Here is a 23,481-nt window from a genome sequence, read left to right on the forward strand (position 1 = left end):
ACTCCGGCCGATGGCACGGGTGCGGGCGCGTACCAACGACTGGCGGGGGTATCTGTTCATCAGTCCCGCGGTCCTGCTCTTCCTGATCTTCATCGCCGGGCCGTTCGTCGCCGCGATCGTGCTCAGCTTCTACCACTGGGACCTGTTGACCCCGGCGGTCTTCTCCGGGACCGACAACTTCCGTGCGTTGTTCTCGGACCCGCTGCTGTGGAAGGTGATGGGGACGACGTTCCTGTTCGCCTTCGCGTCGGTGGTCACCCACATCATCGGCGGGTTGCTGCTCGCGTTGGCGGTCAACCGCGCGATGAACAAGGTGCTGTCCTACCTCGTCCGCACGGCGATCTTCTTCCCGTTCATCATTTCCTGGGCGGCGGTCGCGCTGATCTGGAAGTACGTGCTCGACCCGACTTTCGGTCTCGTGACCTACTACCTGGCCGAGATCGGGATCACCTCGCCGCAATGGTTCACCGACCCGCACTGGGCCCTGGTCGGCATCATCGGCATCGACTTCTGGCACACGATCGGCTTCACCTTCATCATCATGCTGGCCGGTTTGCAGACCGTCCCGAAGACGCTGATCGAGGCCGCACGCACCGACGGGGCGAACAGCCGTCAGGTGTTCTTCAACGTGACCCTGCCGCTGATGTCACCGACCATCTTCTTCGCCACGGTCATCACCTTCATCGGGGCGTTCCAGATCTTCGAACCGATGCAGATCATCAGCAACGGCGGTCCGGACGACTCGACGATGAGCATCGTGATGTACCTGTACCAGACGGGGTTCCAGAGTTTCCAGATCGGTTATGCGTGCGCGATGGCGCTGCTGGTCTTCCTCGTCATCATGTCGGTCACGCTGCTGCAGTTCATCGGCGCCAGGAAATGGGTGTACGAGGAATGACGGATGTTTCGGGAATGACCACCACCACCGTCCCCCGCGCCAGGCGGCGGATCCGGATCGGCTCGGCGCTGATCACCCTCGTCCTGGTGGTGATCGCCGTCCTGATGGTGACACCGTTGGTGTGGCTGATCACCACCTCGCTCACCGGCACGGAGAACGCATTCTCCGTCCCGCCGACCTGGATTCCGCGTCCGTTCACCACGGAGAACTTCCGCGCCGTGCCGGACATGATCCCGTTCGGGCGGATGGCACTGAACAGCCTGTACGTCGCGGTGTTGAGCACCGGCGGTTCGCTGCTGGTCAGCATCCCTGCGGCGTACGGCTTCTCGCGGGTCAGGTTCCGCGGCAACCAGGCCATCTTCCTGGTGATGCTCGGCGCCCTGATGATCCCCGGCCAGCTGACGATCATCCCGGTCTTCATCCTGATGAACAAGCTCGGTCTGTACAACACGCTCGCCGCGCTCTGGTTGCCCGCCCTGATCAATGTGTTCGCCATCTTCTTCCTTCGCCAGTACTTCAAGTCCATTCCCCGCGAATTGGACGAGGCGGCCAGGATCGACGGTGCCGGCCATTTCTGGATCCTGTTCCGGATGATCGTTCCGCTGTCGGGGCCGGCTATCTCGGCGCTGACGGTGCTGGGTTTCGAGGCATCGTGGAACAACTACTTCGGCCCGTTGATCTTCCTCACCAGCCCGGAGAAGATGACGCTCCCGCTCGGCCTCGTCACCCTGCAGGGCGGCTACGGCGGCGGACCAGCGGTGATCGTGTTCGCCGCGATCACCATGGTCGTGCTGCCCGTGCTGATCGTCTTCCTGATCTTCCAACGCTACTTCGTCGCCAGCATCGCGACGGCCGGACTGAAGGGATGAGGAGATGACGGCGAGCTTCCGTCCGCCGACACGACCGTCCGCCGACCTCCAGACGGTGCTGCTGCGCCGCCTGCTGGCCGTGAGCTGGTCCTCGCTGCCGGTACTGCTGGGCGCAAGTGTGTGTTGTTGCCTTGGATTCACCCTGGTGCTGCTCTGCGGGCCGGGTCCGACACCGGCCGGTGTGGTGGTCATGGGCGTGCTCGTGATCCCGGCGTTCACGCTGCTCCTCCGGACCTACCATCGAGCCCTGTTCGGCGCTCCGGCCGGTCACACGGCCGGTCTACCCGGGTCGGCGCGGCGCTGGTCGCCCCGGGCCTGCTGGGCCGGATTCTGGCTGCCCACCCTGCGCATCACCGGTGTGCCCGTCGTCGCCGGCTGCCTGGCCCTGGTCGCCTGGCAGATGTGGGCGCAGACCGGGCAGTGGTGGGCGCTCGGTCCGCTGGCGGTCTGCGTAGCGGTGACGGTGGTATCCACCGTGGCCGCGGTTCTCGCGCTCACCCTGCGGGAGGCCGATCGCCGGCTGACGACGGTGCAGCTCTGGACCACCGCGCTGACTCTGATGGCGCGCCAACCGATCCCGTCGGCCAGTACGGTGGTGCTGCCCGCTGCCGGCCTGTGGGCCTGCCTGCACCTGACCGCGTCCCTGGTGCTGGTGGTTCCACTGCCCGCAGCCTTCGTCCTCGTCGCGGCGGTGTGGACCTCCGGCGAGGGGCAGAGCCTGCTCGCCACCACTGGTCCCGACGACATCGCTCCAGAGAATTCGACAACCGCTCCAGGGAGCCAATGGTGACGTCCCCCTCCGCCTTCCGCCAGAACCGCGTCGGCGCGGCCCAGCGGCCGCACATCGCCATGCCGCTCGGCGGCATCGGCACCGGAAACGTGGCGATCTGCGCCGACGGCAGCCTGCGGCAGTGGCAGCTGCACAACATCGGGAACCACGGCGGATCGCTGCCGTGGTCGATGTTCGCGATCAGGGCCAGCCGGACCGAGCCTCCGCAGAACACCGTGAAGATCCTGCAGGCCGATCCCGTCCCACCGTCGACGCGAACCCCGTTGGTCACCGATGACGAGGTGCCGTCCTGGCAGCGCGAGGCATTGGAAAGGTTCGGCGGCGTCGCCTCGACGAGTTTCGCCGGTACCTACCCGTTTGCCGAGATCTCCTACGATGACGACGATCTGCCGCTGTCGCTGACGCTCGAGGCCTTCACGCCGCTGGTGCCGCTGGATGCGGAGAGCAGCTCCATCCCGGCTGCCATGTTCACGTTTCGCATCGTCAACACCGATCCGGTTGCCATCCACGGCACCCTCGGCGCCACGCTGCAGAACGCGGTCGGCTGGGACGGGGTCAGCCCGATCGACGGCGTGAACGGCGCCGGCTACGGCGGCAACACCAACCGGGTGGTCCGCGACGACGGCTGGACCTCGGTCGTCCTGGAGAACGGATCGCTGCCTGCGGATGCCCCCGGCGCCGGCCAGATGGTGCTGGCCGCAGACGATTCGGCCGCGCCGGTGCTGACCCAGTGGCAGCGGCTCGACGAGTACATCGCCTTTCTCGACGCCCGCGCCCTGAACAGCGGCACCAGCCGGCTCCGATCCGACCGCGCCACCGGCGACCCCCAGCGCCACGCGCCGCGATCGTCGGTCGGTGCCAGTGCGAGCGGCCGCACCTGGAACACCGGGATCGGCGTGCCGTTCGAGCTCGAACCGGGACAGGAGAAGATCGTCAGATTCGTGATGGCGTGGCACTTCCCGAACCGGATCGTCAATTTCGAGCAGTTCGGCCCGCAGCGGCCGGAGTGGGGGAGCTCCCGCTTCTGGCTCGGCAACCACTACGCCACGGTGTTCCCCGACGCCCAGCAGGTATTCCGCCGGGTGGCAACGGACTGGCACCGCCTGCGCGATGCGACGGCCGCCTGGTCGGGCACCCTCGCCGCGTCGAGCCTGGACGACCAGACCGTTGCCCATCTCGCGGCCCAGCTCTCGCTGGTCCGCAGCCCAACCTGCTTCCGCACGGCCGACGGTCGGTTCTTCGGTTTCGAGGGCGTGCTGGGGGCCTCGACCAGCATGTGGTCCGGTCAGTTCGGAGGCTCGTGTCCGCTCAACTGCACCCACGTCTGGAACTACGAGCAGACCCTGTCGAAGACCTTTCCAGAGCTCGAGCGGAGCATGCGCGAGACCGAGTTCGACGTCATGCAGGCGCCGGAGGGCTATCTGCCGCACCGGGTGATCGCTCCCGTCTACCTCCGTCAACTCTGGGACGAACCGATCGGCGGTCCCGAGGAGCCGGCCCTGGACGGCATGCTCGGCGCCGTCCTGAAGACCTACCGCGAAGTCCGCACCGGGGGCGGTCTGGAATGGCTGGAGCACTACTGGCCCAACATCTCCCGGCTGATGGACCATATCGGGGCGAAGTGGGACGTCACCGGGACGGGCATGCTCACCGGCACCCAGCCCAGCACCCACGACATCGACCTGGCCGGCCTCAACACGTTCATGGGCACGCTGTGGCTGGCCGCGCTGCGCGCCGCGGAGGAGATGGCGCTGCTCGTCGGCGAGACCGGCCGCGCGTCGTCCTATCGCGAGACCTTCGAGCTGGCCAGCACGAACTACGACGAGGCGCTGTTCAACGGTGAGTACTACGTGCAGCGGCTGCAGCCGGGCGATCCGGCGGAGTTCCAGTGGGTGGACGGCTGCCTGTCCGACCAGTTGATCGGCCAGTGGTGGGCCCACCAACTCGATCTCGGCTACCTGCTGCCCCAGGACCACGTCCGGACGGCGCTGAGCTCGGTGGTCCGCTACAACCTTCGGTCCGACTTCACGGACTTCGTCCACCCCTATCGGATCTACGCCGACGGTGACGATGCCGGGCTCCTGATGTGCAGTTGGCCGACCGGTGGCCGCCCGGCCGTTCCCACGCGGTACGCCGACGAGGTCTGGACCGGCATCGAGTACCAGGTGGCCGCGCACTGTCTCTGGGAGGGCCTTGAGAAGGAGAGCCAGCAGATCCTGCGGTCGTTGTGGACCCGCCACGACGGCCGCCGGCGCAACCCGTACAACGAGATCGAGTGCGGGGACCACTACGCCAGGGCGATGGCTGGATGGTCCGTGCTGGAGGCGATGTCAGGGCTGCGCTACGACGGAGTCAGCGCGACGTTGACGGTTCGTCCGGCTCCGTCACCGGCGTCGATCCCGGTGCTCGTCGGCGGCGGCTGGGGTCTGCTGGTCACCACCGCCGAGTCGGTGAAGCTGAAGTGCACCGGCGGTCGAATTCGGCTCGGCGCCGTGGAAATCGAGGGCTCGCAGGTCCCCGCGCCCACCGTGACCTGGGACGGCACAGCGCTGGCGGTCTCCTGCGAGACCACCGGCCGCGGGACAAGAGTGGTGCCTGCGGTCGCACTCGTCCTCGAAGCCGGTCAGGAAATCGCCTTCCTCGACGACTCCTGGCACTGATCACACTCCGGGTGTGACTGACCATCACCGTCTGGGGCAATCGGAATTCCGGGTGCCGCAGGCCGGTCAGGCGGCGTCGGCGAGTCGGAACGCACGGGGCGAGACACCGTGCTGCCGCTTGAAGGCACTGCTGAAGGCGAAGGCGTTGCGGTAGCCGACGGAGTGGGCGATGGCCTCCACGGACCGATCGGTGCCGCGGAGCAGATCCGCGGCCAGGGCGAGCCGCCAGTCGGCGAGGTAGGACATCGGGGGCTGACCGACGCTCTCGCAGAAGCGGCGGGACACGGTGGCCCGTGAGTACCCGACGCGGTCGGCGAGGGACTCGAGGGACCACGGCTGCTCGGGGTGGTGGTGCATGAGGGACAGCACCTCGCCGATCATCGGGTCGTCCTGGGCCGACCACCACCGCGGCGGGTCGGCGTCGGGCGAGGAGAACCACCGGCGCAGCGTGGAGATCAGGACCAGATCCACGAAGCGGTCGACCATCGCGTCCTGCCCCGGTTGCGCGGTCGCCATCTCGGCCGTCAGCATCTGCACGAGCCCGGCGTCGGCGAGCCCGGACGGTGCAGCGCTATCCGCGGCGGCCCCGGAGTCGCCCGCTCGAACGACGACGAACTCCGGGATGGCCGGCAGCAGCCGTCCCCGGATCTGTCCCGGCAGTTCGTAGGCCACGGCCAGGAAGGCGCACTCGCCGTCCCGGCTGTTGCCCCACGAGCGCGGTCCGAACGTCATCGGGATCGCCGCCTCCCGACCCGGCACCCCGCGGCAGACCTGCCCGGGCTCGACGACGACGGAGAACGGCGCGCCCGGTTCATCAGACAGCACATAAGGTTTCGGTCCCTTGATGATCGCGACATCGCCGGCGGTCACCGAGGCCGGCTCTCGGCCTTCGGCCTGCAGCACGCAGGATCCCCGGAGCATCACCACCATGCCCACGGTGGCCCGGTCGGCGACCTGCATCGACCAGGGCGAATCCATCTCGCAGTGCAGGGCGAAGGCACCGCGGGCCTGGTGCTCGGCGAGAACGGCAGAGAGGTTGTCCATCCACCCAGACTAGACGCTGACGAAGGTTCTTGACCCTCTGGACCATGGATCTGCTCACAATGGTCGGATCCAATGGGGACATGAACATTTCCGAGATCCAACCGGGCCGATCATCCGAATTCGCCACAGGTGAGTTGTCATGAACGCGTTGCGCCTGACCACTGCCTTGACCGCAGCCGCCTGCGGAATTTCAGGGGGCGTACTGTTCGCCTTCTCCACGATGGTGATGCCGGCGCTGCGTACCCAGACGGCGGCGGCCGCAACGGCCACCATGCAGGCCATCAACGTGGCAGCACCCCGCAGCATCTTCATGCTCCCGCTCATCGGCTCGGCAGTGGGCTGCGTCGCGGTCGGTCTGCAGGCGGTCCTGCGCTCCGACGTGCCGAACCGGCCGTTGCTGCTGACCGGCGCCGCCACCGGCCTGCTCGTCATGCTGATCACGGCGATCTACCACGTGCCGCGCAACAACGCCTTTGCGATCCTCGACCCGTCGTCCACCGGGATCACCGCAGCCTGGGCCGCCTACGATCCGGGTTGGACGGCGTGGAACCACGTGCGCTCCGTGGCCGGCCTGGTGTCAGCAGGACTGCTGCTGCTGAGTCGCCCATGGGTGTCGACCGCACCGTGACCGGGCATCCTCCGCGCATTGGAGCCTTGCACAGGATCAGGGCGGAGACTTAGCCGCTGTGAAGCATCTTCACAGGGAGGCGTGGGATGCTCTCATGATGCAGGCATCCTTTTCGCAGCGTCCACACATCTACCGATGGGGCGCCGCCGTGCTGGCGGTCGTGCTGAGCGCCGCGGCGATGCTGGTGGGCGCCGGTGCCGCCTCAGCTGCTGATGACTACCCGACGGCCACGTCCGTAGGAAGTGTGCCGACGGTCGGTCCGTTGTTCTACGGGGGGCTCGCCGACGGGCACGGGTGCAGTGCGAGCGTCATCGCGAGTCCGAGCCGGGACCTCGTTCTCACTGCTGCCCACTGCATCTCCGGAACCGGTGCGGGTGTGCTCTTCGCTCCCGGCTATCTGAACGACCAGACGCCCTACGGGGTCTGGACCGTCATCAGCGCCTACGTCGACACGGCCTGGAAGACCGGCGGCGACACGCAACACGATTTCGCGATCCTGCGGGTGGCCCCGCAGATGCGAGGCGGGCACGAGACGTATCTCCAGAGCGTCACCGGCGCCAATGTGCTTGGCTTCACGCCCCGGCCCGGCACCACGGTGACCATTCCCGCCTACCCGGCCGGGGTCGATGATGCGCCGATCAGCTGCACCAACCAGAGCTACCTGCTGACCGGGTACACGGCGTTCAACTGCCACGGCTACTTCGGTGGAACCAGCGGCTCGCCGTTCCTGGTCGCAACCGGCAATCCGAGGGTGAAAGCCGTGGTCGGCCTGATCGGTGGCCTCCACCAGGGCGGCTGCGAGGACTACACGTCCTACAGTTCGGCGTTCGGCATCGACATCGTCAAGCTGTGGGTGCGGGCAACGCTGCGAGGCAAGCCGGACGTCGTTCCGCTGGCCGGTAGCGACGGCTGCTGACGAGGCCGTCGGACGCACCCGGCGCACCCGATCGTCAGGCGAAGGTCCAGAACACCTCGAAACGCAGGAGGGCGTCCCACCGGGAGGTCGCCCGGGGATCCAGCAGCAACGCCGGCAACTGGCTGCGGTACTGATCGCAGGCCCGCCGTTTGATGTCCTGCTCGTGACCGGTGAGCGCGTGCACGTGCGGTACCAGCAGATCCCGGTCGAATCCACCTTCGACCAGCTCTGCCGAGAGCCAGTGGTCGACATCGAGATATGGATCCGGTGTCGAGCCGGTCACCCACGACGGCCACCCGAACTGGATCGAGTACGGCAGGTCGGCGTGCAGCCGTACCTGCGCCCGGGTCGCGGTCTTCTGGGCCGCATCGAGCACCAGATCGCGGACCACGGCGTGGTCGGGGTGGCCGCCGACAGCCGCCGGCACCCAGATCTCGTCGAAATCCGTCAGGACCGAAACGATTCTCGCGGTCAGCCCGCCCCGGTCGAGTTCCTCGACGCGGTACTGCAGTTCCAACTCGTTCCAGTTCTCGACGCCGCATCCGAGAGCTGCGGCTGCGGCATCGTTCTCGGCCAGTCGCTCCCGCTGTCGCCGGTCGCAGCCGCTCGCTCCGGTCAGGTGGTCCCAGGATCCACGGGCCGTCTCGACCGGAGGGACTCCGCCGAACACCGTGAGCAGCAAAGCATCCGGCCTCGCGAGCTGTGCGGAGACGGACAGCACGCCGTCGTCCAGGTGCGGTGAGAAGACGATCAGGCTCATGGGGCGGGACCTCGGCATGGTGTGGGCAGGGCGGGCGGTGCCATCGTACGAGGTGGTGGCAGTCGAGGCCGAAGCCCTGTCCGACCGTCGGGAGGAGCCGACGGCTCAACCGTGATCGCCGAGGTGCCGATTGAGCCATTCCGTGGTGAGTCGGTCGACCTCCCTGGCCTGATCGGTTTGTGGGGCCGGATCGATGCCAGGTTCTTCGGCGACGGCATGGCCCATGCCGGCAACCAGGCGGAAGTCGACCCTCGTCTGGTCGGAGTAGTGTTCGGCCAGAGCATTCCGGAGTGCCTGTGCGGGCTGGACGAAGCCGACCTCGTCATCGTCGGCGCCGACGATCAAGCGAATGGCGGGCTCGTTCGCCGCGGCGGTCTCCTTCGCGCGTCTGACGAAGTCCAGCCGGCGTGCCACGTCGAGAGATTCGGGCCCCCATGGATACTCGACGCCGTAGAGGCGCCCGGTGGCGTCCACCGCCGGCCGCAGTTGGCTGATCGGGCTGATCAGAACGGCTGCTGAAGCGACAAGCCCTGCTGCGGGACCGGTCTCGGCCAGGACCAGCTGCGCGACAGCCGATCCCATCGATCCTCCGACCAGGGCGAGTGGCGCGTCGTGGAGATCAAGTTGTGCTTTCAGGTCCTCCCACGCGGCCGGGAACTCCGCGGCACCCTGACTGGCGATCGGCCCCTGCAACTTGAGGACCGCATCCTCGAACCCGAGTTGCATCAGAGCGTCGAACCCCCCGGTTGGCAACCGCGCTCCGCACAGCGGCAGTCCGAGGTAGATGCGCCATCCGTCGAAGCCGGCCAGCGGGAGGGCGGCTGCGAAGGCCGCCTCGGTGCGGGGCGGATCCATCAGGTGCCAGGCCACCACGACCGGCGACTGCTGGTGGACCACCCGCGGCGGGATGGCGAGGAAAGGCACCCCGGCGGCCTTTCCGGTGATCGCCGCCGTCGACTCTGCGGTCATTGCGGCGGGGTCGGTGGTCTCGGTGTGCATGGTCATGGAGTTCTCCTCGTGTCGAGAGGGCCGTGGTGGTTCGGCCTCGGGGACGCTGCAACAAGCTGTACAGTGTCCAACTTAAATGGACACTGTACAGTTGTCAACATGAACGCCGAGGACTTCGATGCGACAGGCCCCAGGGGCCCGGGGCAGCGGGCCGGACTCACCCGGGGCGCAGTCCTCGATGCCGCCCGGACCGTGCTGTCCGAAGGCGGTGCCGGGACACTGACGATGCGCGGGCTCGCCCGCCGCCTCGAGGTGGCCCCGAACGCGCTCTACAGCCACGTGTCCAGCAGGGATGATCTCCTGGACGCACTGCTCGACGACGTGCTCGGCCTGGTCGGTGTGCCGTCGCCGGGCCTGGCGGATCCGTTGGACGGCATCAGGACCATCATGACGTCGACCTACTCCGTGCTGATCGAGCATGCCGTGCTGGTACCCGTCTTCCTGGTGCGGCAAGGGGCACGGGGGGTCAACGCCGTCCGTCTCGGCGTACTGATGGACGCGATGCTCCGGCGAGCAGGGGTGGAGGAGTCCGCCGTCGCGGAGGCCCGCCGGGTGTTGATCGTGCACACCATCGGGTTCGCGGCTTTCAGTACGGCTGTCGATACCCCGGTCGGCCGGTCGGCCGACCCGCCACGCGCGTTCCTGCGAAGTCTGGACTGGTTGCTCACCGGAATGACGGCACCGCGTTCCCGAAGATAAGGCGTTCGCCTCATGTGGGAATCCCTGCTCACGACGAACGTCGCTGTCATGACGATGAACTGGTTCGAAGCAGAGACCGTGCTGGCCGAGCGCACCCGTGACCTGGTGCGCCACGATGGACGCCGTTGGCCCGACGTGGCCCACGCCCGGAGAGTGCTGAAGGCCCGCGCCCCGCTGGCCGACGACCCACGTGCGCGACGATAGGCAGATGCCCCGCCCGCCCAATTCCGATCCTGGCTCTTCGCGCGAGCGCTCATCGACTCTTCGTTCCGCTCCTCGCTCGTTCCTCGCTTCGATGCTCGCTTCGATGCTCGCTCACGCGTTCGTCGGTCGTCAGACCGAACTCGCCGAGTTGCTGGCCGCGGCCGCGGCCGCGGCGGGGCCGACCTTCACCCTGCTCAGCGGTGATGCCGGCACCGGGAAGACCCGGCTGCTGGAGGAACTCGTCGAGCGGTTGGGCGGGGTCGGGGCCCTGGTCCTGGTCGGGTCGTGTGTGGAGGTCGGTGGGTTCGGGCTGCCCTACCTGCCGATCATCGACGCCCTCCGAGCGGTGGAATCCGACCCGGTCGGTGCGAGAGTGCTGCAGGAGGAGTCGACCGTGCGGCCGGCGCTGGGACGCCTGCTGCCTCAGCTGGAGGGTCTGTCCCGCCCATCGGCCGGCACGAGGTCGGAGGTGGCGATCGGCGCAACCGCCGACCCCGCGTCCGGAGCGATGTCCGGCTCCATGGACGCGTTGGCGCAGGGGCAGTTGTTCGAAGCTCTCCATCGGGTGCTGACCGTCCTGGCCGGTCAGCGGCAGGTCCTGCTGGTGATCGAGGACATCCACTGGGCCGACCGCAGCACCAGGGACCTGATCGCGTTTCTCGTGAGAACCCTTCGCGAGGGCTGGATCTCGGTGGTAGCCAGCTATCGGACCGACGATCTGCACCGTCGTCATCCCCTTCGGCCGTTGCTGGCCGAGATGGCACGGCTGCCGCACGTCCGGAGGATCGCGCTGAGTCCTTTCACCCGGTCGGAGCTGGCCCAGCTGCTCGACGAGCTGACCGGCTCCCCGGTCGACGTGCAGCTGGTGGATCGGGTCTTCGCCAGGAGCGAGGGGAACGCATTCTTCGCCGAGGAACTCGTCAGGGCGGGTCGGTCTGCGGGTGGCAACGCCAGGTTGCCGGACGAACTCGTCGATGTGCTGCTCAGCCGAGTCGAGGAGCTCGGGCCGGCCGGACGGCAGGCCGTTCGCGCCGCGGCCGTGGCCGGCCGGCGGGTTTCGCACGATCTCCTGGTCGCGGCGGCCGATGCCTCCGAGACCGAGGAGGGTCTGCGCGACGCGGTGGAAACCGGCCTGCTGACCACCGACGGAGAGACGTATGCCTTCCGGCACGCCCTGTTCCAGGAGGCGATCTACGGCGATCTGCTGCCCGGCGAACGGGTCCGGCTGCACGCCCGCTTCGCCGAACTCCTGGAGGCCGACCTGCTGGGTGGGCCGGCCGAGCTGGCACATCATCTGTTGGCGAGCCATGACCTGACGGGTGCCCTTGCCGCGTCCGTCCTGGCGGCCGCTGCTGCCGAACAGATGGCCGCCCCGGCCGAGGCTCTCCGCCACCTCGAGCAGGCGATCTCTCTGCTCGACCGTGTGGACCGTGTCGACCGTGTCGACGGTGTCGACCGTGTCGACGGCGGCGATCCGGACCGATTGGACCTGCTCGTCCGGGCCGCAGAGGCGGCCGCGGCCAGCGGGGATTCGCATCGGGCCGTCGCGCTCGGAACCGCAGCGGTGATGGCCACCGACGAGCTCCCGTCCGGCGAGGTGGAGATCCGGGCGATGACCCTGGAACGGTTGGCCCGCTTGCAGTTCGAGGCCGACGTCGACGACGACGGACCGTCACGCCAGGCGCTCGAGCTGCTGGTCGCCGGTCCGCGATCTGCTCTGCTGGCCAGAGCGCTTGCCACCAGAGCACGGGCGATGTTCCGCCAGCAGGACGCCGCGTCCACCGCGGCCATGCTGGACGAGTCCATCCTGATCGCCGACGAGACGGGTGCCCACGGCATCGCGGCGGACGCGTTGATCACCCTGAAACTGATGGTGCGCAGAGGATTTCTTGCCGACCGCGAACCCCCGACGCTGGGCGCGACGCTCGCTCGCCTCACCGGTCCCGACGCGCTGGATGTCCGTCATCGGGCCCTGCGGTTCCAGGCTGCCCAACTCATGGAGGACGGCGATCTGGACGGGGCGTTGGCCGCAGCCGACGAGGGGGTCGCGTTGACCTCGGAGGCCGGGTTGAGCTGGAGTTCCTACGGTCTCGACCTCCGACTGATGCGCGGGTGGGTGCTCGCCGCAAAGGGTCGGTGGGACGAGGTCCTGACGGACAGCCTGGTGGCGGTCTACGCCCCGACCGAGCCCGGCCGGGTGCTCGCGACCCAGGCGGTCGCCGTGCTGGTCGGTCGGGGTGATCCCGAGGCCGAGCCGCTGCTCGCCAGGTTGCGCGGTACCGGGGATCAGTACGCGGAGCTGCAGTTGGACCTGACGGAGATCGACCTCCGTCTCGATCAGGGCCGCCCGGCCGAGGCGGCCCTGATGGCCGAGAAGCGACTCGCTCTGCTGTCCGACGACGGCTGGAGCATGGAGAAGCTGCTGCTCGCGGCGCGGGAGGCAGCGGCCGTCGCCGATCTCGCCGAGCTGGCACGACGGGAGGGGAACGACGACACCGTGCTGCTGGCGAGAGCCGATGCGGTTGCGTCCGGTTCGGACGCTCTGCCGCGAACTCCGGCTCTGCAGGGACCATACGGCCGGAGCTGGCGCCTCCGTGTCCGGGCCGAGGCAGATCGAGCGCACGGGCTCGATACCGCCGACCAGTGGAAAAAGGTTCTGGTGGAGGCGATCTCGGCTGGCAGGGTGCAGGATCAGATGTACGCGCGCATCCGCGCCGCCCACCGACTGCTGGACGAGAGGACCAGACAGGGCGCGGCAGAGCTGCTCCGCAGCGCGCTCGCCCAGGCGACCGCACTCGGCAGCTCGCCGTCGATCGCGGTGATCCAGCAGATGGCTGCGCGAGCCCGGTTGGCGTTGGCCGGCGACCGGGTGGTGCGGCGTGGCAATTCTCCCCTGACGGCAAGGGAGGCAGAGGTTCTCGCACTGGTGGAGCAGGGATTGTCCAATCGGGCGGTCGGTGAGACGCTCTTCATCTCCGACAAGACGGCCGGCGTCCACCTGAGCCACATCATGGCCAAACTCGGTGCCACCACTAGCACCGAAGCCGTGTCACTCGCCCGCCGCCGCGGGTTGTTGGCGGACTGAGGCCGTTCCTGCGCGACTCGGGCGGGAGTTCGGACGAGATGGCATTCTGTGGCGATGGCTGATGAGGACGATGTTCGGAGGATGGCACTGTCGCTTCCATCGGTGACGGAACGTTCGTCGTACGGCACGCCCGGATTCCGGGTGCAGGACAAGCTTTTCGCTCGTGTGCACGAGGAGCCGGGCGTATTGGTCCTGTGGCGCCCGTCCGTCCGGGACCGGGACGAGCTGATCGCCGCCGCACCGGACCGGTTCTTCACCACGCCGCACTACGACGGACACCCGACCGTGCTCCTGCGCCTGCCGGCGGTTGATGTGGTCGAGCTCCGTGAGTTGCTCATCGACGCCTGGGACGTCCGTGCCCCGGTGCGGCTGCGTCAACAGCGACCTGAGGTGTAGCCGACGAGCCGCCCGGCCGACCATCAGCCTGATCGAGGAGTTCGCGGGGGCCGCAGGGTTCACCCCGCCAGGAAGCTGAGTCTGACCTCGCGTTCGGGGTTGTCGATGTTCGTGTCGACCAGACAGATCGACTGCCACACGCCGAGTTGCAGCGCGCCGCCGACCACCGGGACGGTGACCGACGGGGCGATGAACGCCGGCAGGACGTGATCACGGCCGTGCCCGGCCGCGCCATGTCGGTGGCTCCACCGTCCGTCGCGGGGCAGGAGATCCTCGAGAGCCGTCAGGAGGTCGTCGTCGCTCCCGGCACCCGTCTCCAGGATCGCGATCCCGGCGGTCGCGTGGGGGACGAAGACACTCAGGAGGCCGTCGCCTTCGCCGTCCAGGAAGGCGGCGCACTCGCCGGTCAGGTCGTGGACCGTTGCCTGCCGGCCGGTACGGACGGTGATCAGTTCGCTGCGCATGCCGTCGATCCTGCCTCGTGGGACGGGTTGGAGAGAACGAAAAGCTGTTCTCAGACCGCAGCGGCACGCTGGGTCAGACTTCGGGCGATCGTCACCGCCCCCGCAGCGAACAGGCTCAGGGCGGCGAGCAGGCCGCACACAGCGGTGATGCTGTGCTGCCCGCCACCGGACAGCCCGACGACCAGACCGGCCGCAGCCGCGACGAGGAGCGCAGCACCGACGAGGTAGAAGCCGGCCCAGAACTTGCGGCCGAAGACCAGGAAGTGGAAGCCGACGACGGTCGCGACCCAGACGGGTACGTATTCGGAGTGCCCGATGGCCCTGAGCAACAGGTTCCCGCCGAAGAAGGCGAGAACCTCCACAGCAACGGTCATTTGGTACGCCCGCGACGCAAACATGGACCCCGGTCCCGATCTCGGCCGGCCCCCGGCGAGTGATCGGCCGAGGATGACGACGGCCACCAGTATGAGCACGCCGATGGCGATCCCGACGACGCGGACGACGGTCGCTGCGGTGCCGGTCAGTCCCGATGCGCCCCAGAGGCTCCAGGCCGTCCCGAACATCCCCGCGACACCCGAACCGGCAAGGGCACCGCGATCCACCATCCGTCGGCCTACAGCTCGGTCCTGGCCCATTCCAGTTCCCCCGTCTCCGGTCCGACCGCCGATGGCCGGACACCCCCGGCATTCGCGTCCGACCCTACCCACCACCGGGACACGTCGACGACGTCTACGCGAAAGCCCACGGCCGTCAAGGTCAGCTTGACACGCTTGGGGCGTCAAGGTTTACTTGACGCAGCGTCAGGAGCGGAGGAAACCATGACCGAAAACGGGTTGATGATCAAGCTAGCCCTCGCGGTTGATATTCGCCGGAGCGCGGTCGCAGCCAGTGATGCTGCCGTCGAAGAGGCGCAACGTCAGGCTGAAACGATTCTCGGGGCCGCGCCGCGTCCGGGAACGCCGGAGTGGTTGCAGGAAGACGAATCCGGTGCGTCCCTCGAGAGGCAGCGAGCCCTGCAGCTCCTGTGTCTGCGCATCGAATTGGCGGCCGGTCTCGATGGCTTCGAGGAGGTGTTGATGCTCCGCCGGGCCGGAGCGACCTGGGCCCAGATCAGCGCTGCCGCCGGGAGCTCGCGTCAGGCCGCGCACGAACGGTGGGGCAGTCGAGTGCTGGAGGTCTTGGATCGCTACGGGGTTGGCGAACTCGGAGGACCTGTTGCGGGCGACGATCCGCCTGGACACCTCGAGCGTTGACCGGATGGTCCTCCCGTTCAACGGGTTTCCACAGGTGGACCGGTGAGCAAGGGGAGTGGCCGAAAAGCACAGGGATCGGGCGCTCGACGGGCTCCGCGGGGTGGCCGCGCTGGTCGTGGTGCTGTACCACTGCCTGCTGGTGATCCCTGCACTGTCGATTCCCGCGGACGGCACGTCGTCGTCGCAGGCGGCGTCCGCCGGCACCTTCTCGTTGGTGTGGTGGATGTTTCGAACACCGCTGCGGGTGCTGTGGGCCGGACCCGAAGCGGTGCTGGTCTTCTTCGTGCTCAGCGGCTTCGTCCTCACCCTCCCGTTGCGAGATGTCGTCGGGATCGTCCATCGTCCGCGACGTCACCCTCCTGCTCGGTACGTCGACGGTCGACGGCCCGCTGGCTTGGCTGGTCAGCCGTCATCGCCGTCGGCACCATCGAGGATCCAGCCTCACTGCGCCCAGGGCGGTGACAGGACGGTGCCGTCGGCGGTGGTCGCCCGCAGGCCCGAAGTCGTGGTCACCCAGGCCGTCGCGCCGGCCGGCCCGCCGTCGACCCGCAGTTCCGAGCCGGCCGGGATCACCACCACCGCACCGGGTTCCAGATCAGACGTCACGTCGTCCAAGGTGATCCGCACGCTGCCGTCGAGCAGCAGGATGACCTCCTCGTGGCCCGGCCGATGGGCGGTTCCCGTCAGGCCCGGCGGGACCGCCAGCTGCCAGGCGGACAGGGTCGAGCTGCCTCGCGCCGTACTGGCGAAGGACCGGAAAGTACTGCCGTGCACGACGAAGTCGACGGAATCCAGGACGGCACGGTGCGCAGGGGATTCGACGACGTGCGCCCCGTCCACGGGTTCGCCTTCGGTGTCCTGTCCGAGGGGCCGACCACCACCTCTGGCCTGGCGGCCGCCCTGGGGACCAGCAAGCAGGCGGCCGCCCAGTTGGTGGACCACCTCGTGCAGCACGGCTATCTCACGCGGGAGTCCGACGCTCGTGACCGGCGGGCCCAGCTGCTGGTGGTGACCGCACGGGGACACGCGTGCACCGCGGCCGCTGAGCAGTCCGCGGCCGAGGTGGTGCAGTCGTGGCGCGAGAGTGTTCCCGCGCAGGCTTTTCCGGTCTTCGTCGACGTCCTGCACGGCATCGCCCGACCGGGCCGACTCCGCCCGGCCTGGTGAGCGCAGGTCACCTCGGACAAGTCGCCGGCGCCTCGCGGTCATCGCGGACTAGGGTCGACGGCCATGGACATTGCGGTCGATCTTCCGGGCTCCGTGATCGTGGCCGGCGCCCTTGCCCTGGCGACGGAGGCGGAGCACCCAGCGATCCTGCATCACAGCATCCGCACGTTCCTGTACGCCCGCCACGACGCCCGTACCGGGAAAGCGGAGCGGCAGAACGGGTACGACGAAGAACTGCTCTTCGTCGCTTGCGTCCTGCACGATGTCGGCACCTCCGACACCTTCGACGGTGCGCAGCGTTTCGAGGTGGAAGGCGCAGACGCGGCTGCGGCCTACCTCCGGCCGCTCGGGTTGCCCGACGTCCAGATCGATGCGGTCTGGGAGGCGATCGCGCTGCACACCTCTCCCGGAATCGCCGAGCGGCGGGGTCCGCTCACGCGCCTGACGCGATCCGGTGTCCTGACGGACTTCGGCAGGGCCACCGCAGCGGCGTCCGGTCTCAAGGCAGACGTCGAGAAGCGCTATCCGCGACTGGAGGTCGAACGCGTGCTCGCCGGTCGGGTCGTTGCGCAGGCACTCCGCCACCCGGCGAAGGCGCCGGGGTCCTCCTGGCCGGGCGGATTGCTACGCGCCCACCTGGCCGACCCGAGCGCCCCCGGGCTGAATGCGGGCTTCTGAACAGATTGCAGCACGGCGATTCTGATGCTGTGGCGTGCCGGTGATGACAAGGTCGGCGCCGCCTGTTCGGCGCGATGCGGTCACCCCGACGCGGTCACCGGCCGACCCGGTCCAGGAACGCCAGCGTCCGTTCCTGGAGGAGGGCAGCAGCGGCGGGATCGAAGCTGGGCAGCCTGCTGTCGGCGAAGTAGTGCTGATCACCCGGGTACAGGAACAACTCGGCATCGCCGGTGGACGCGACGATCTCGCGGGCAGCGTCGATGTCGCCCTCGCCGACGAAGATCGGATCGGCGTCCATGCCGTGGATCTGCACTGGCACTCCCGCCGGCCAGGCGGCTCCGAACTCCGAGAACGGTACGCACGCATAGAACAGCAGGGCGCCCCTCGCGGCCGGTCGGGTCTGGGCCAACATCTGGGCCGGCAATACCCCGAGTGAGAACCCGGCGTAGACCAGGTCGTTCGGCAGGTCCTGGACCGCAGCGCCACCCTGGCCGATCATCTCGCCGAAACCGACCTGCTCGACGTAGCCCATACCCTCCTCGATCGAGTCGAAAGTATTGCCCTGGAACAGGTCCGGTGTGTGCACGGTGTATCCGGCCTGACGAAGCACCTCGGCGAACTCATCCACGCCCCCCGTCAAGCCGAGCGCATGGTGGAACAGCACAATTTCGGTCATCTGGAGCCCCCTGCGAGTCGTGGATGGATCTATTGAACCGGAAGTATAGATTGATCGAATGAATTCGATCAATACCTCCGGGTTGCCGGATTACGACCTGGCGGACCGGATGGTCGTGACGGCGCCGTCCCAGTTGAAGGCGATGGCCGAGCCGCTGCGGGACACCCTGCTTGAACTGGTGCTCGAGCGGGCGGCGACGGTGCAGGAACTTGCGGCGGCGGTCCACCGGCCCAAGAGTTCGATCGCCCACCACGTCCACGTTCTGGTCGACGCCGGGCTGATGCGCGTCGTACGGACCCGGCGCGTCCGGGCCATCGAGGAGCGCTTCTACGGACGGACGGCCCGCATCTTCCAGGTGGGAAGGGTGCGGCCGGAGGATGTGTCACCGCCGCCGTGGCCGAATGACCTCGCCACCTCGGCGCAGGAGTCCCACGCTGCGTACCTCGCCGATCGAATGCGGTCCCTACGCCGCCACGTTCGCATCTCACCCGGGCGGGCCGCGGAATTCTGGGAACGCGTCGCCGCTCTGGTCGACGACTTCTCCCAACTACCTCGCGACGGCGAAGAGATGTACGCGCTGGTGACGAGTCTCTATCCGGCCGAGCACCCGACGCTTGCCGAACCTGCGCCCGAGGGGTGACGACGACGCGGGCCCCACTCGGCGGCTCGAGGTGTACGTTGCAGGCCCCTGAGACGCGAAGACCTGAAGGAGAACAACGGTATGACGATCCAGGCGCAGGTGGACGACCTGCTCGCTCGGATGACACCGGCCGAGAAGGCCGGTCAGCTGACGCAGTACTTCTACTTCCGGCTGCCCGCCGGAGCCCAACCGGTCCTGGATTTCGACGCCGACGAGCAGCCGCGGATGGTGGAGTCGAAGCTGCAGCAGGGCGAAGTCGGCTCGCTGTTGTTCGTCACCGACCCGGCCGAGATCAACCGGCTCCAACGACTTGCAGTGCAGGGCAACCGCTTCGGTATTCCTCTACTGTTCGGTTTCGACGTCATCCACGGGCTGCGCACCATTTTCCCGGTGCCCATCGCGATGGCCGCCTCCTGGGACCCGGCGGTGATCGAGCGGGCCCAAGCAGTCGCCGGACGCGAGGCCCGGGCGGCCGGAATCCATTGGACCTTCGCCCCCATGGTCGACATCGCCCGGGATCCCCGTTGGGGCCGGATCATCGAGGGTGCCGGCGAGGACCCATACCTCGGTGCAGCAGTCGCGTCAGCCCAGGTCCGCGGGTTCCAAGGTGGTGAGGTGGGTACACCGGACCGCGTCATCGCCGGACCCAAGCACTTCGCCGGCTACGGCTACGCTCTCGGCGGCCGGGACTACGACGAGGTCAACCTCTCCGACTCCGAATTGTGGAATGTGGTGTTCCCTCCCTTCCAAGCCGCCATCGCGGCCGGCGCCGGCAACATCATGACCGGATACATGGACCTAAACGGGATTCCGGCGACCGGAAACCGATGGCTGTTCACCGAGGTCCTGCGTGAGACCTGGGGGTTCGAGGGATTTGTCGTCAGCGATGCCAACGCTGTTCGGAACCTGCTGACCCACGGCTTCGCCGCCGATCTGACCGAGGCGGGGGCCCGCGGGGTCAACGCTGGAGTCGACATGGAGATGGTCATCTCCGACGCCGCCTACGCGACACTTCCCGCGGCACTCGATGCCGGCCACATCGACATCCAGACGATCGACGCCAGTGTGCGGCGCGTCCTCGAAGCGAAGTTCAGGCTCGGCCTGATGGATCACCCCTACGTCGACGAGGATCGGGCGCGGGAGGTGCTGGCCGATCCCGCGCACCGCGAGGTGTCCCGGATCGCCGCCGAGCGATCCGCCGTGCTGCTGCGGAACGACGGCAACCTGCTCCCGCTCGATGCCGGAGCCCTGACGTCCGTCGCCGTCGTCGGGCCGCTGGCCGACTCGCGGCGAGACACCATCGGGCCGTGGGTCTTCGACTTCGATCTGACCGAGACGATCACGGTACTGGAGGGCATCCGGGGAGCGGTGGGCGGCGACGTCCGGGTCGACTACGCGCCGGGCGTCACCGTGGTTCAACGCGAATTCCCGTCGTTGTTCGACATGTTCGGCGGAAATACACCGAGCGATCCGGACGGTTTCGACGAGGCGGCCGAGTTTCGACGGGCGGTGGACCTTTCCCGCGAGGCCGACGTCGCGGTGATGGTCGTCGGTGAGTGGCAGAACATGATCGGCGAGATGGCTTCTCGGTCCTCGCTCGAGCTGCCCGGACGCCAACTCGAGTTGCTGCAGGCGATCGTTGCGACCGGCACGCCGGTCGTGCTCCTGGTGATGAACGGCCGTCCGCTCGACCTGCGGTGGGCCGCTGACAACGTGCCGGCGATCCTGGACATCTGGTACCCGGGAACCCAGGGCGGCGCGGCGGTGGCCAACCTGGTTTTCGGGCACGTCTCGCCGGGCGGCAAACTCCCCTTCACCTGGCCCCGGTCCGTCGGCCAGATCCCGATGATTTACGGCCACACCCGATCTCACGAACCGGAGAACCAGGCTCGCCGTTACTGGGACGAAGCCAGCACGCCCCTGTTCCCGTTCGGCCATGGACTGAGCTACGGCCGGTTCGACTATCGGGATCTCGCCGTCGAGCCCACCACGAGCATCGTGTCCGGGACCGTCACCGTGTCGGTCGAGGTCACCAACACCTCGGACCGCGAGGCCGACGAGGTCGTCCAGCTGTACCTGCACCAGCGGAGCGGTACCGCCTCACGGCCCGTCCGAGAACTGAAGGGGTTCCAACGGATTACTCTCGCCGCGGGTGAAACCCGGACGATCGCATTCCCCGTCGGCCCCGACGAACGGCGCTACTGGAACGCGGCCGCCCGGGATTGGGTCACCGACAGTTCGATCTTCGACCTGTGGGTCGGCACCGACTCCACGGCGTCGCTGACCACCACGCTGCAGGTCGGCCAGGAATAGCGCGCATCTCGGTGACCCCGGCCAGAAAAAGTGCCCAGCCGAAATGGTGCCATCCGCGGATTGCGGCGCCGGTTGGGCGGTGGCGTTGGTTGCTCACCGGGACCTGGCACCCACCGCAGGGGGCCTGAACCCCCTGTGGACGGCGTTCTCCCTGCCTACGTTCGGGTCATGGTCGAATATCTGACGCTTGCCCTGCTGGTCATCTGCGATGCCATCCTGCCCGTCGTTCCCAGTGAGGTCACGACTGCGGGTGCGGGCGCATTCGCGGCGTCCGGCCGACTCGACCTGACGGTCGTCTGGCTCTGCGTGGTCGGCGGCGCCGTCGCCGGAGACTTCCTGGTCTACGGCGTCGGTCGACTTCTCGGTGCGCGAGCGTTCCGATGGTTCGCCGGACGTCCGTCGTCGGCCGGGATGGCTGCCAGAGTGGAGCAGGTACTGAGGAAGAGGGCAATGCTCAAACTCATCGCACTGCGGTTCCTGCCCGGCGGTCGAACCATGGGCGCGCTGATCACCGGCAGCCTGCGCTTTCCACTTCGCAGATTTGTCGGGGTCTCGATGCTGGGCGCCGTCGCCTGGTCGACGTGGATGGTCGGGATCGGCTACCTCGCCGGTGGTCTGGTGGGCCAGCCCATCGTCGCGTCGTTGGTCGCGATCGCCGTTGTGTTCCTGGCGTCCGGCATCCCGATCGCGCGCCGGTTGGTTGTATCGCCTGCGCGCGTCCGACGCGTGCCGGCCCCGCCGGCGACGACGAAGGCACTCACTCGGATCTGAAGAACTTCACTCCGAGCAAGGGTCCATCCGATTGCTCGACTCCAAGACCAAGGACGGGCCCCGGCCGGGTCCCGCAAGCCCAAGAAGAAGGCCCGGCTTCCTGACTGAGGAAACCGGGCCTGCCCTGCGGTGACACTGGTCGGGGTGACAGGATTTGAACCTGCGACCTCTTCGTCCCGAACGACACCGAGCTACCCCGCTGACGTGCGCTTATGTTCGAATAATCTGGTCTGAACTGATGCTATACATCATCGACAATCACCCCCGATCATGGCGAATCTCAGATGCTTTGGGGCAAAAATGAAGCAGATTCTGCACTGGTTAAGTGGCCGTACGACACGCGCCGGCTGCAGTCCATGGGCATAGCCGGGGGTCGTAGCGGGAGGTAAGTCGATCGGAGATGAACTGCTTGTTCTGGGCGAAGCCAGGTCTGAGCCAGCGGGCCAAGATCAGAGCAGAGATCTGCATGGCGCCCGCGGTGCGCAAGGTCAGAGCCAGCGACTGGGTGTGTGCGCCGCTGGCCCAGGTGTCGTCAATGATCAGGACGTGTGACCGAGCCTTGATCGGCGCGACACTGAACAGTGAGGGATCAGTGGTCCTGCTGCCGGTGGCCGTGCCTGCTGTGACCTGCAGTTCGGTGCCACTGATGAACGGGGCTGTCAAGGGCCACGGGAATCTGACCACTGGCGGCCACGAAACCTGACCGCTGATGGCCACGGTTTCTGACCGCTGGCGGCCACGAAGATCTGACCACACCGCCGGCCGAACGTGGTCATCGGGTGAGCGGTGTGACGCCGCGGCCGGTGAGGGCTTGGGACAGGCGGATGGAGTCGCCGCTGGTTTGGCAGATGTGGGCGTGGTGCAGCAGATCAACTGCTGGCGGCGATGGCTGATCGGTCGGCGCCCTGGCAAGTACGGCCCCGTGATGTAGACGGAGCACGCCACGAGATCCTCGTCCTGGACCTGGACAGCGACGCCCTGCCCGCCGGGATCACCGGGCCCGCCATGCTCGCGGTCAGCCAAATCGGCGACACCCAGATCACCATCATCTGCGACGACCCAAACGTCGAGCTCAATCTGACCATGATCCCGACCGACGACCTGCTCGCGCAGTAGAGGCCCGGACGCCACGGCACAGCGGCCTACAACCGAAGGTCCGGGATCCCTGTGCGTAAATGTCAAGGAGTCGGCGCGGAAGCACAGTGACTCCCGGGTTCAAGCCATAAGTCCAGGTCGATCGTCGGCCGGTCACGGATCCCCGACCGGCCAGCGCCAGGCTGCGGCCGATAGCAGGTGCGAAGGATCAGAATCGTGGATCTCACCGAACTCGCCCACGACATCAATCAAGCCTGCCGACTCGAGGGCACTTTTGTGCTCCGCTCAGGGCAGACCTCCAACGAATACTTCGACAAGTACCTGTTCGAGTCACAGCCTGCGCTGTTGCTGCGGGTCGCGGAAGCGATGGTTTGGACCGTTCCCGCTTCGGTGGACACCCTGCGAGGTTGCTGCAGCTCCTGAGGCATAGGAGACTGACTGATGGGTTCGACCCGGAGGAGCTTCAC

At 67.7% G+C, this 23,481-nt stretch carries 25 protein-coding genes and 1 pseudogene; 18 read left to right on the forward strand and 8 right to left on the reverse strand.

The features are described from left to right. Positions 1–10 precede the first annotated feature (10 nt). The 4 genes from ABIB25_RS21380 to ABIB25_RS21395 are packed head-to-tail and all read left to right on the forward strand — an operon-like array spanning position 11 to position 5,217. Positions 11–898: a carbohydrate ABC transporter permease gene (locus tag ABIB25_RS21380; protein WP_354530542.1), complete on the forward strand. Its 888-nt coding sequence runs from the start codon at positions 11–13 to the stop codon at positions 896–898. Between the two features lie 14 nt (positions 899–912). Further along, complete coding sequence (locus tag ABIB25_RS21385) at positions 913–1,767, forward strand: carbohydrate ABC transporter permease (RefSeq protein WP_354530543.1); 855 nt, start codon at positions 913–915, stop codon at positions 1,765–1,767. A gap of 4 nt (positions 1,768–1,771) precedes the next feature. Further along, the gene (locus ABIB25_RS21390) at positions 1,772–2,557 is read left to right on the forward strand and encodes a hypothetical protein (protein ID WP_354530544.1); all 786 of its coding nucleotides are present in this window, start codon (positions 1,772–1,774) and stop codon (positions 2,555–2,557) included. Further along, the gene (locus ABIB25_RS21395; RefSeq protein ID WP_354530545.1) at positions 2,554–5,217 is read left to right on the forward strand and encodes a GH116 family glycosyl-hydrolase; all 2,664 of its coding nucleotides are present in this window, start codon (positions 2,554–2,556) and stop codon (positions 5,215–5,217) included. The genes ABIB25_RS21390 and ABIB25_RS21395 overlap by 4 nt, the downstream gene beginning before the upstream one ends. Before the next feature lie 66 nt (positions 5,218–5,283). Here the strand turns inward: ABIB25_RS21395 and ABIB25_RS21400 are convergent, their stop codons facing one another. Further along, positions 5,284–6,261, reverse strand: a complete 978-nt coding sequence (locus ABIB25_RS21400) for an AraC family transcriptional regulator (protein WP_354530546.1) — start codon at positions 6,259–6,261, stop codon at positions 5,284–5,286. 139 nt (positions 6,262–6,400) lie between these two features. Here ABIB25_RS21400 and ABIB25_RS21405 point away from each other — a divergent pair, with 139 nt between their 5' ends. Together ABIB25_RS21405 and ABIB25_RS21410 are read left to right on the forward strand one after the other, a co-directional pair. Beyond that, complete coding sequence (locus tag ABIB25_RS21405) at positions 6,401–6,889, forward strand: anthrone oxygenase family protein (protein ID WP_354530547.1); 489 nt, start codon at positions 6,401–6,403, stop codon at positions 6,887–6,889. A 94-nt stretch (positions 6,890–6,983) separates the two neighbouring features. After that, a complete protein-coding gene (locus ABIB25_RS21410) occupies positions 6,984–7,805 on the forward strand; it encodes a trypsin-like serine peptidase (RefSeq protein WP_354530548.1) in 822 nt (273 codons plus the stop codon). 34 nt (positions 7,806–7,839) lie between these two features. On the opposite strand, the gene ABIB25_RS21415 is transcribed toward ABIB25_RS21410, so the two are convergent. Both ABIB25_RS21415 and ABIB25_RS21420 read right to left on the reverse strand, forming a co-directional pair. Continuing rightward, positions 7,840–8,565: a PIG-L deacetylase family protein gene (locus ABIB25_RS21415; RefSeq protein WP_354530549.1), complete on the reverse strand. Its 726-nt coding sequence runs from the start codon at positions 8,563–8,565 to the stop codon at positions 7,840–7,842. 105 nt (positions 8,566–8,670) lie between these two features. Next, complete coding sequence (locus ABIB25_RS21420; RefSeq protein ID WP_354530550.1) at positions 8,671–9,570, reverse strand: alpha/beta hydrolase family protein; 900 nt, start codon at positions 9,568–9,570, stop codon at positions 8,671–8,673. 102 nt (positions 9,571–9,672) lie between these two features. Here ABIB25_RS21420 and ABIB25_RS21425 point away from each other — a divergent pair, with 102 nt between their 5' ends. The 4 genes from ABIB25_RS21425 (at position 9,673) to ABIB25_RS21440 (ending at position 13,957) form a co-directional block, all read left to right on the forward strand. Continuing rightward, a complete protein-coding gene (locus ABIB25_RS21425) occupies positions 9,673–10,272 on the forward strand; it encodes a TetR/AcrR family transcriptional regulator (protein WP_354530551.1) in 600 nt (199 codons plus the stop codon). Between the two features lie 12 nt (positions 10,273–10,284). Then, positions 10,285–10,476: a hypothetical protein gene (locus ABIB25_RS21430; protein ID WP_354530552.1), complete on the forward strand. Its 192-nt coding sequence runs from the start codon at positions 10,285–10,287 to the stop codon at positions 10,474–10,476. Positions 10,477–10,579: 103 nt separating this feature from the next. Then, a complete protein-coding gene (locus ABIB25_RS21435) occupies positions 10,580–13,561 on the forward strand; it encodes a helix-turn-helix transcriptional regulator (protein ID WP_354530553.1) in 2,982 nt (993 codons plus the stop codon). Positions 13,562–13,642: 81 nt separating this feature from the next. Then, positions 13,643–13,957, forward strand: coding sequence for an MmcQ/YjbR family DNA-binding protein (locus ABIB25_RS21440; protein ID WP_354530554.1), 315 nt, complete (start codon positions 13,643–13,645; stop codon positions 13,955–13,957). Positions 13,958–14,016: 59 nt separating this feature from the next. Here the strand turns inward: ABIB25_RS21440 and ABIB25_RS21445 are convergent, their stop codons facing one another. Beyond that, positions 14,017–14,421 carry a secondary thiamine-phosphate synthase enzyme YjbQ gene (locus ABIB25_RS21445; protein ID WP_354530555.1) on the reverse strand — a complete coding sequence of 135 codons (405 nt, stop codon included), beginning with the start codon at positions 14,419–14,421 and terminating at the stop codon, positions 14,017–14,019. 50 nt (positions 14,422–14,471) lie between these two features. Next, complete coding sequence (locus ABIB25_RS21450; protein ID WP_354530556.1) at positions 14,472–15,026, reverse strand: hypothetical protein; 555 nt, start codon at positions 15,024–15,026, stop codon at positions 14,472–14,474. A 213-nt stretch (positions 15,027–15,239) separates the two neighbouring features. On the opposite strand from ABIB25_RS21450, the gene ABIB25_RS21455 reads away from it, so the two are divergent. Beyond that, on the forward strand, positions 15,240–15,674 hold the full coding sequence (locus tag ABIB25_RS21455) for a hypothetical protein (RefSeq protein WP_354530557.1): 435 nt from the start codon (positions 15,240–15,242) through the stop codon (positions 15,672–15,674). A gap of 441 nt (positions 15,675–16,115) precedes the next feature. Here the strand turns inward: ABIB25_RS21455 and ABIB25_RS21460 are convergent, their stop codons facing one another. Further along, positions 16,116–16,514 (reverse strand): cupin domain-containing protein, encoded by a 399-nt coding sequence (locus tag ABIB25_RS21460; RefSeq protein WP_354530558.1) that lies wholly within the window; start codon positions 16,512–16,514, stop codon positions 16,116–16,118. Between ABIB25_RS21460 and ABIB25_RS21465 the strand changes: the two genes are divergently transcribed. Both ABIB25_RS21465 and ABIB25_RS21470 read left to right on the forward strand, forming a co-directional pair. Continuing rightward, on the forward strand, positions 16,500–16,841 hold the full coding sequence (locus tag ABIB25_RS21465; protein WP_354530559.1) for a MarR family winged helix-turn-helix transcriptional regulator: 342 nt from the start codon (positions 16,500–16,502) through the stop codon (positions 16,839–16,841). The two genes, ABIB25_RS21460 and ABIB25_RS21465, sit on opposite strands and share 15 nt — an antisense overlap. A gap of 63 nt (positions 16,842–16,904) precedes the next feature. Next, positions 16,905–17,519, forward strand: coding sequence for an HD domain-containing protein (locus ABIB25_RS21470; protein WP_354530560.1), 615 nt, complete (start codon positions 16,905–16,907; stop codon positions 17,517–17,519). 94 nt (positions 17,520–17,613) lie between these two features. Here the strand turns inward: ABIB25_RS21470 and ABIB25_RS21475 are convergent, their stop codons facing one another. Continuing rightward, positions 17,614–18,195 carry a dienelactone hydrolase family protein gene (locus ABIB25_RS21475; RefSeq protein WP_354530561.1) on the reverse strand — a complete coding sequence of 194 codons (582 nt, stop codon included), beginning with the start codon at positions 18,193–18,195 and terminating at the stop codon, positions 17,614–17,616. Between the two features lie 58 nt (positions 18,196–18,253). Between ABIB25_RS21475 and ABIB25_RS21480 the strand changes: the two genes are divergently transcribed. From ABIB25_RS21480 to ABIB25_RS21490, 3 genes are all read left to right on the forward strand, one after another. Continuing rightward, entirely contained in the window at positions 18,254–18,835 is a 582-nt protein-coding gene (locus tag ABIB25_RS21480; RefSeq protein ID WP_354530562.1) for an ArsR/SmtB family transcription factor, read from the forward strand. An 81-nt stretch (positions 18,836–18,916) separates the two neighbouring features. Further along, positions 18,917–21,148, forward strand: a complete 2,232-nt coding sequence (bglX, locus tag ABIB25_RS21485) for a beta-glucosidase BglX (RefSeq protein WP_354530563.1) — start codon at positions 18,917–18,919, stop codon at positions 21,146–21,148. A gap of 168 nt (positions 21,149–21,316) precedes the next feature. Continuing rightward, entirely contained in the window at positions 21,317–21,919 is a 603-nt protein-coding gene (locus ABIB25_RS21490) for a DedA family protein (RefSeq protein WP_354530564.1), read from the forward strand. Positions 21,920–22,691: 772 nt separating this feature from the next. On the opposite strand, the pseudogene ABIB25_RS21495 reads toward ABIB25_RS21490, so the two are convergent. After that, positions 22,692–22,787 (reverse strand): annotated as a pseudogene (locus ABIB25_RS21495) (ATP-binding protein); the annotation flags it as partial. A gap of 17 nt (positions 22,788–22,804) precedes the next feature. Between ABIB25_RS21495 and ABIB25_RS21500 the strand changes: the two are divergent. Both ABIB25_RS21500 and ABIB25_RS21505 read left to right on the forward strand, forming a co-directional pair. Beyond that, a complete protein-coding gene (locus ABIB25_RS21500) occupies positions 22,805–23,035 on the forward strand; it encodes a hypothetical protein (RefSeq protein WP_354530572.1) in 231 nt (76 codons plus the stop codon). 195 nt (positions 23,036–23,230) lie between these two features. Beyond that, on the forward strand, positions 23,231–23,437 hold the full coding sequence (locus ABIB25_RS21505; RefSeq protein ID WP_502919875.1) for a hypothetical protein: 207 nt from the start codon (positions 23,231–23,233) through the stop codon (positions 23,435–23,437). Positions 23,438–23,481 lie beyond the last annotated feature (44 nt).

The organism is Nakamurella sp. UYEF19 (assembly GCF_040546275.1).
GTDB lineage: Bacteria > Actinomycetota > Actinomycetes > Mycobacteriales > Nakamurellaceae > Nakamurella.

Excerpts from the sequence above, each read along its gene's own strand:
- ABIB25_RS21430 (WP_354530552.1), top strand. The coding sequence starts at position 10,285 with ATGTGGGAATCCCTGCTCACGACGAACGTCGCTGTCATGACGATGAAC.
- ABIB25_RS21420 (WP_354530550.1), bottom strand. The coding sequence starts at position 9,570 with ATGACCATGCACACCGAGACCACCGACCCCGCCGCAATGACCGCAGAG.
- ABIB25_RS21385 (WP_354530543.1), top strand. The coding sequence starts at position 913 with ATGACCACCACCACCGTCCCCCGCGCCAGGCGGCGGATCCGGATCGGC.
- ABIB25_RS21400 (WP_354530546.1), bottom strand. The coding sequence starts at position 6,261 with ATGGACAACCTCTCTGCCGTTCTCGCCGAGCACCAGGCCCGCGGTGCC.
- ABIB25_RS21480 (WP_354530562.1), top strand. The coding sequence starts at position 18,254 with ATGAATTCGATCAATACCTCCGGGTTGCCGGATTACGACCTGGCGGAC.
- ABIB25_RS21455 (WP_354530557.1), top strand. The coding sequence starts at position 15,240 with ATGACCGAAAACGGGTTGATGATCAAGCTAGCCCTCGCGGTTGATATT.
- bglX (WP_354530563.1), top strand. The coding sequence starts at position 18,917 with ATGACGATCCAGGCGCAGGTGGACGACCTGCTCGCTCGGATGACACCG.
- ABIB25_RS21500 (WP_354530572.1), top strand. The coding sequence starts at position 22,805 with ATGGCTGATCGGTCGGCGCCCTGGCAAGTACGGCCCCGTGATGTAGAC.
- ABIB25_RS21425 (WP_354530551.1), top strand. The coding sequence starts at position 9,673 with ATGAACGCCGAGGACTTCGATGCGACAGGCCCCAGGGGCCCGGGGCAG.
- ABIB25_RS21380 (WP_354530542.1), top strand. The coding sequence starts at position 11 with ATGGCACGGGTGCGGGCGCGTACCAACGACTGGCGGGGGTATCTGTTC.
- ABIB25_RS21390 (WP_354530544.1), top strand. The coding sequence starts at position 1,772 with ATGACGGCGAGCTTCCGTCCGCCGACACGACCGTCCGCCGACCTCCAG.
- ABIB25_RS21440 (WP_354530554.1), top strand. The coding sequence starts at position 13,643 with ATGGCACTGTCGCTTCCATCGGTGACGGAACGTTCGTCGTACGGCACG.
- ABIB25_RS21410 (WP_354530548.1), top strand. The coding sequence starts at position 6,984 with ATGATGCAGGCATCCTTTTCGCAGCGTCCACACATCTACCGATGGGGC.
- ABIB25_RS21450 (WP_354530556.1), bottom strand. The coding sequence starts at position 15,026 with ATGGTGGATCGCGGTGCCCTTGCCGGTTCGGGTGTCGCGGGGATGTTC.
- ABIB25_RS21470 (WP_354530560.1), top strand. The coding sequence starts at position 16,905 with ATGGACATTGCGGTCGATCTTCCGGGCTCCGTGATCGTGGCCGGCGCC.
- ABIB25_RS21415 (WP_354530549.1), bottom strand. The coding sequence starts at position 8,565 with ATGAGCCTGATCGTCTTCTCACCGCACCTGGACGACGGCGTGCTGTCC.
- ABIB25_RS21405 (WP_354530547.1), top strand. The coding sequence starts at position 6,401 with ATGAACGCGTTGCGCCTGACCACTGCCTTGACCGCAGCCGCCTGCGGA.
- ABIB25_RS21435 (WP_354530553.1), top strand. The coding sequence starts at position 10,580 with ATGCTCGCTCACGCGTTCGTCGGTCGTCAGACCGAACTCGCCGAGTTG.
- ABIB25_RS21475 (WP_354530561.1), bottom strand. The coding sequence starts at position 18,195 with ATGACCGAAATTGTGCTGTTCCACCATGCGCTCGGCTTGACGGGGGGC.
- ABIB25_RS21490 (WP_354530564.1), top strand. The coding sequence starts at position 21,317 with ATGGTCGAATATCTGACGCTTGCCCTGCTGGTCATCTGCGATGCCATC.
- ABIB25_RS21445 (WP_354530555.1), bottom strand. The coding sequence starts at position 14,421 with ATGCGCAGCGAACTGATCACCGTCCGTACCGGCCGGCAGGCAACGGTC.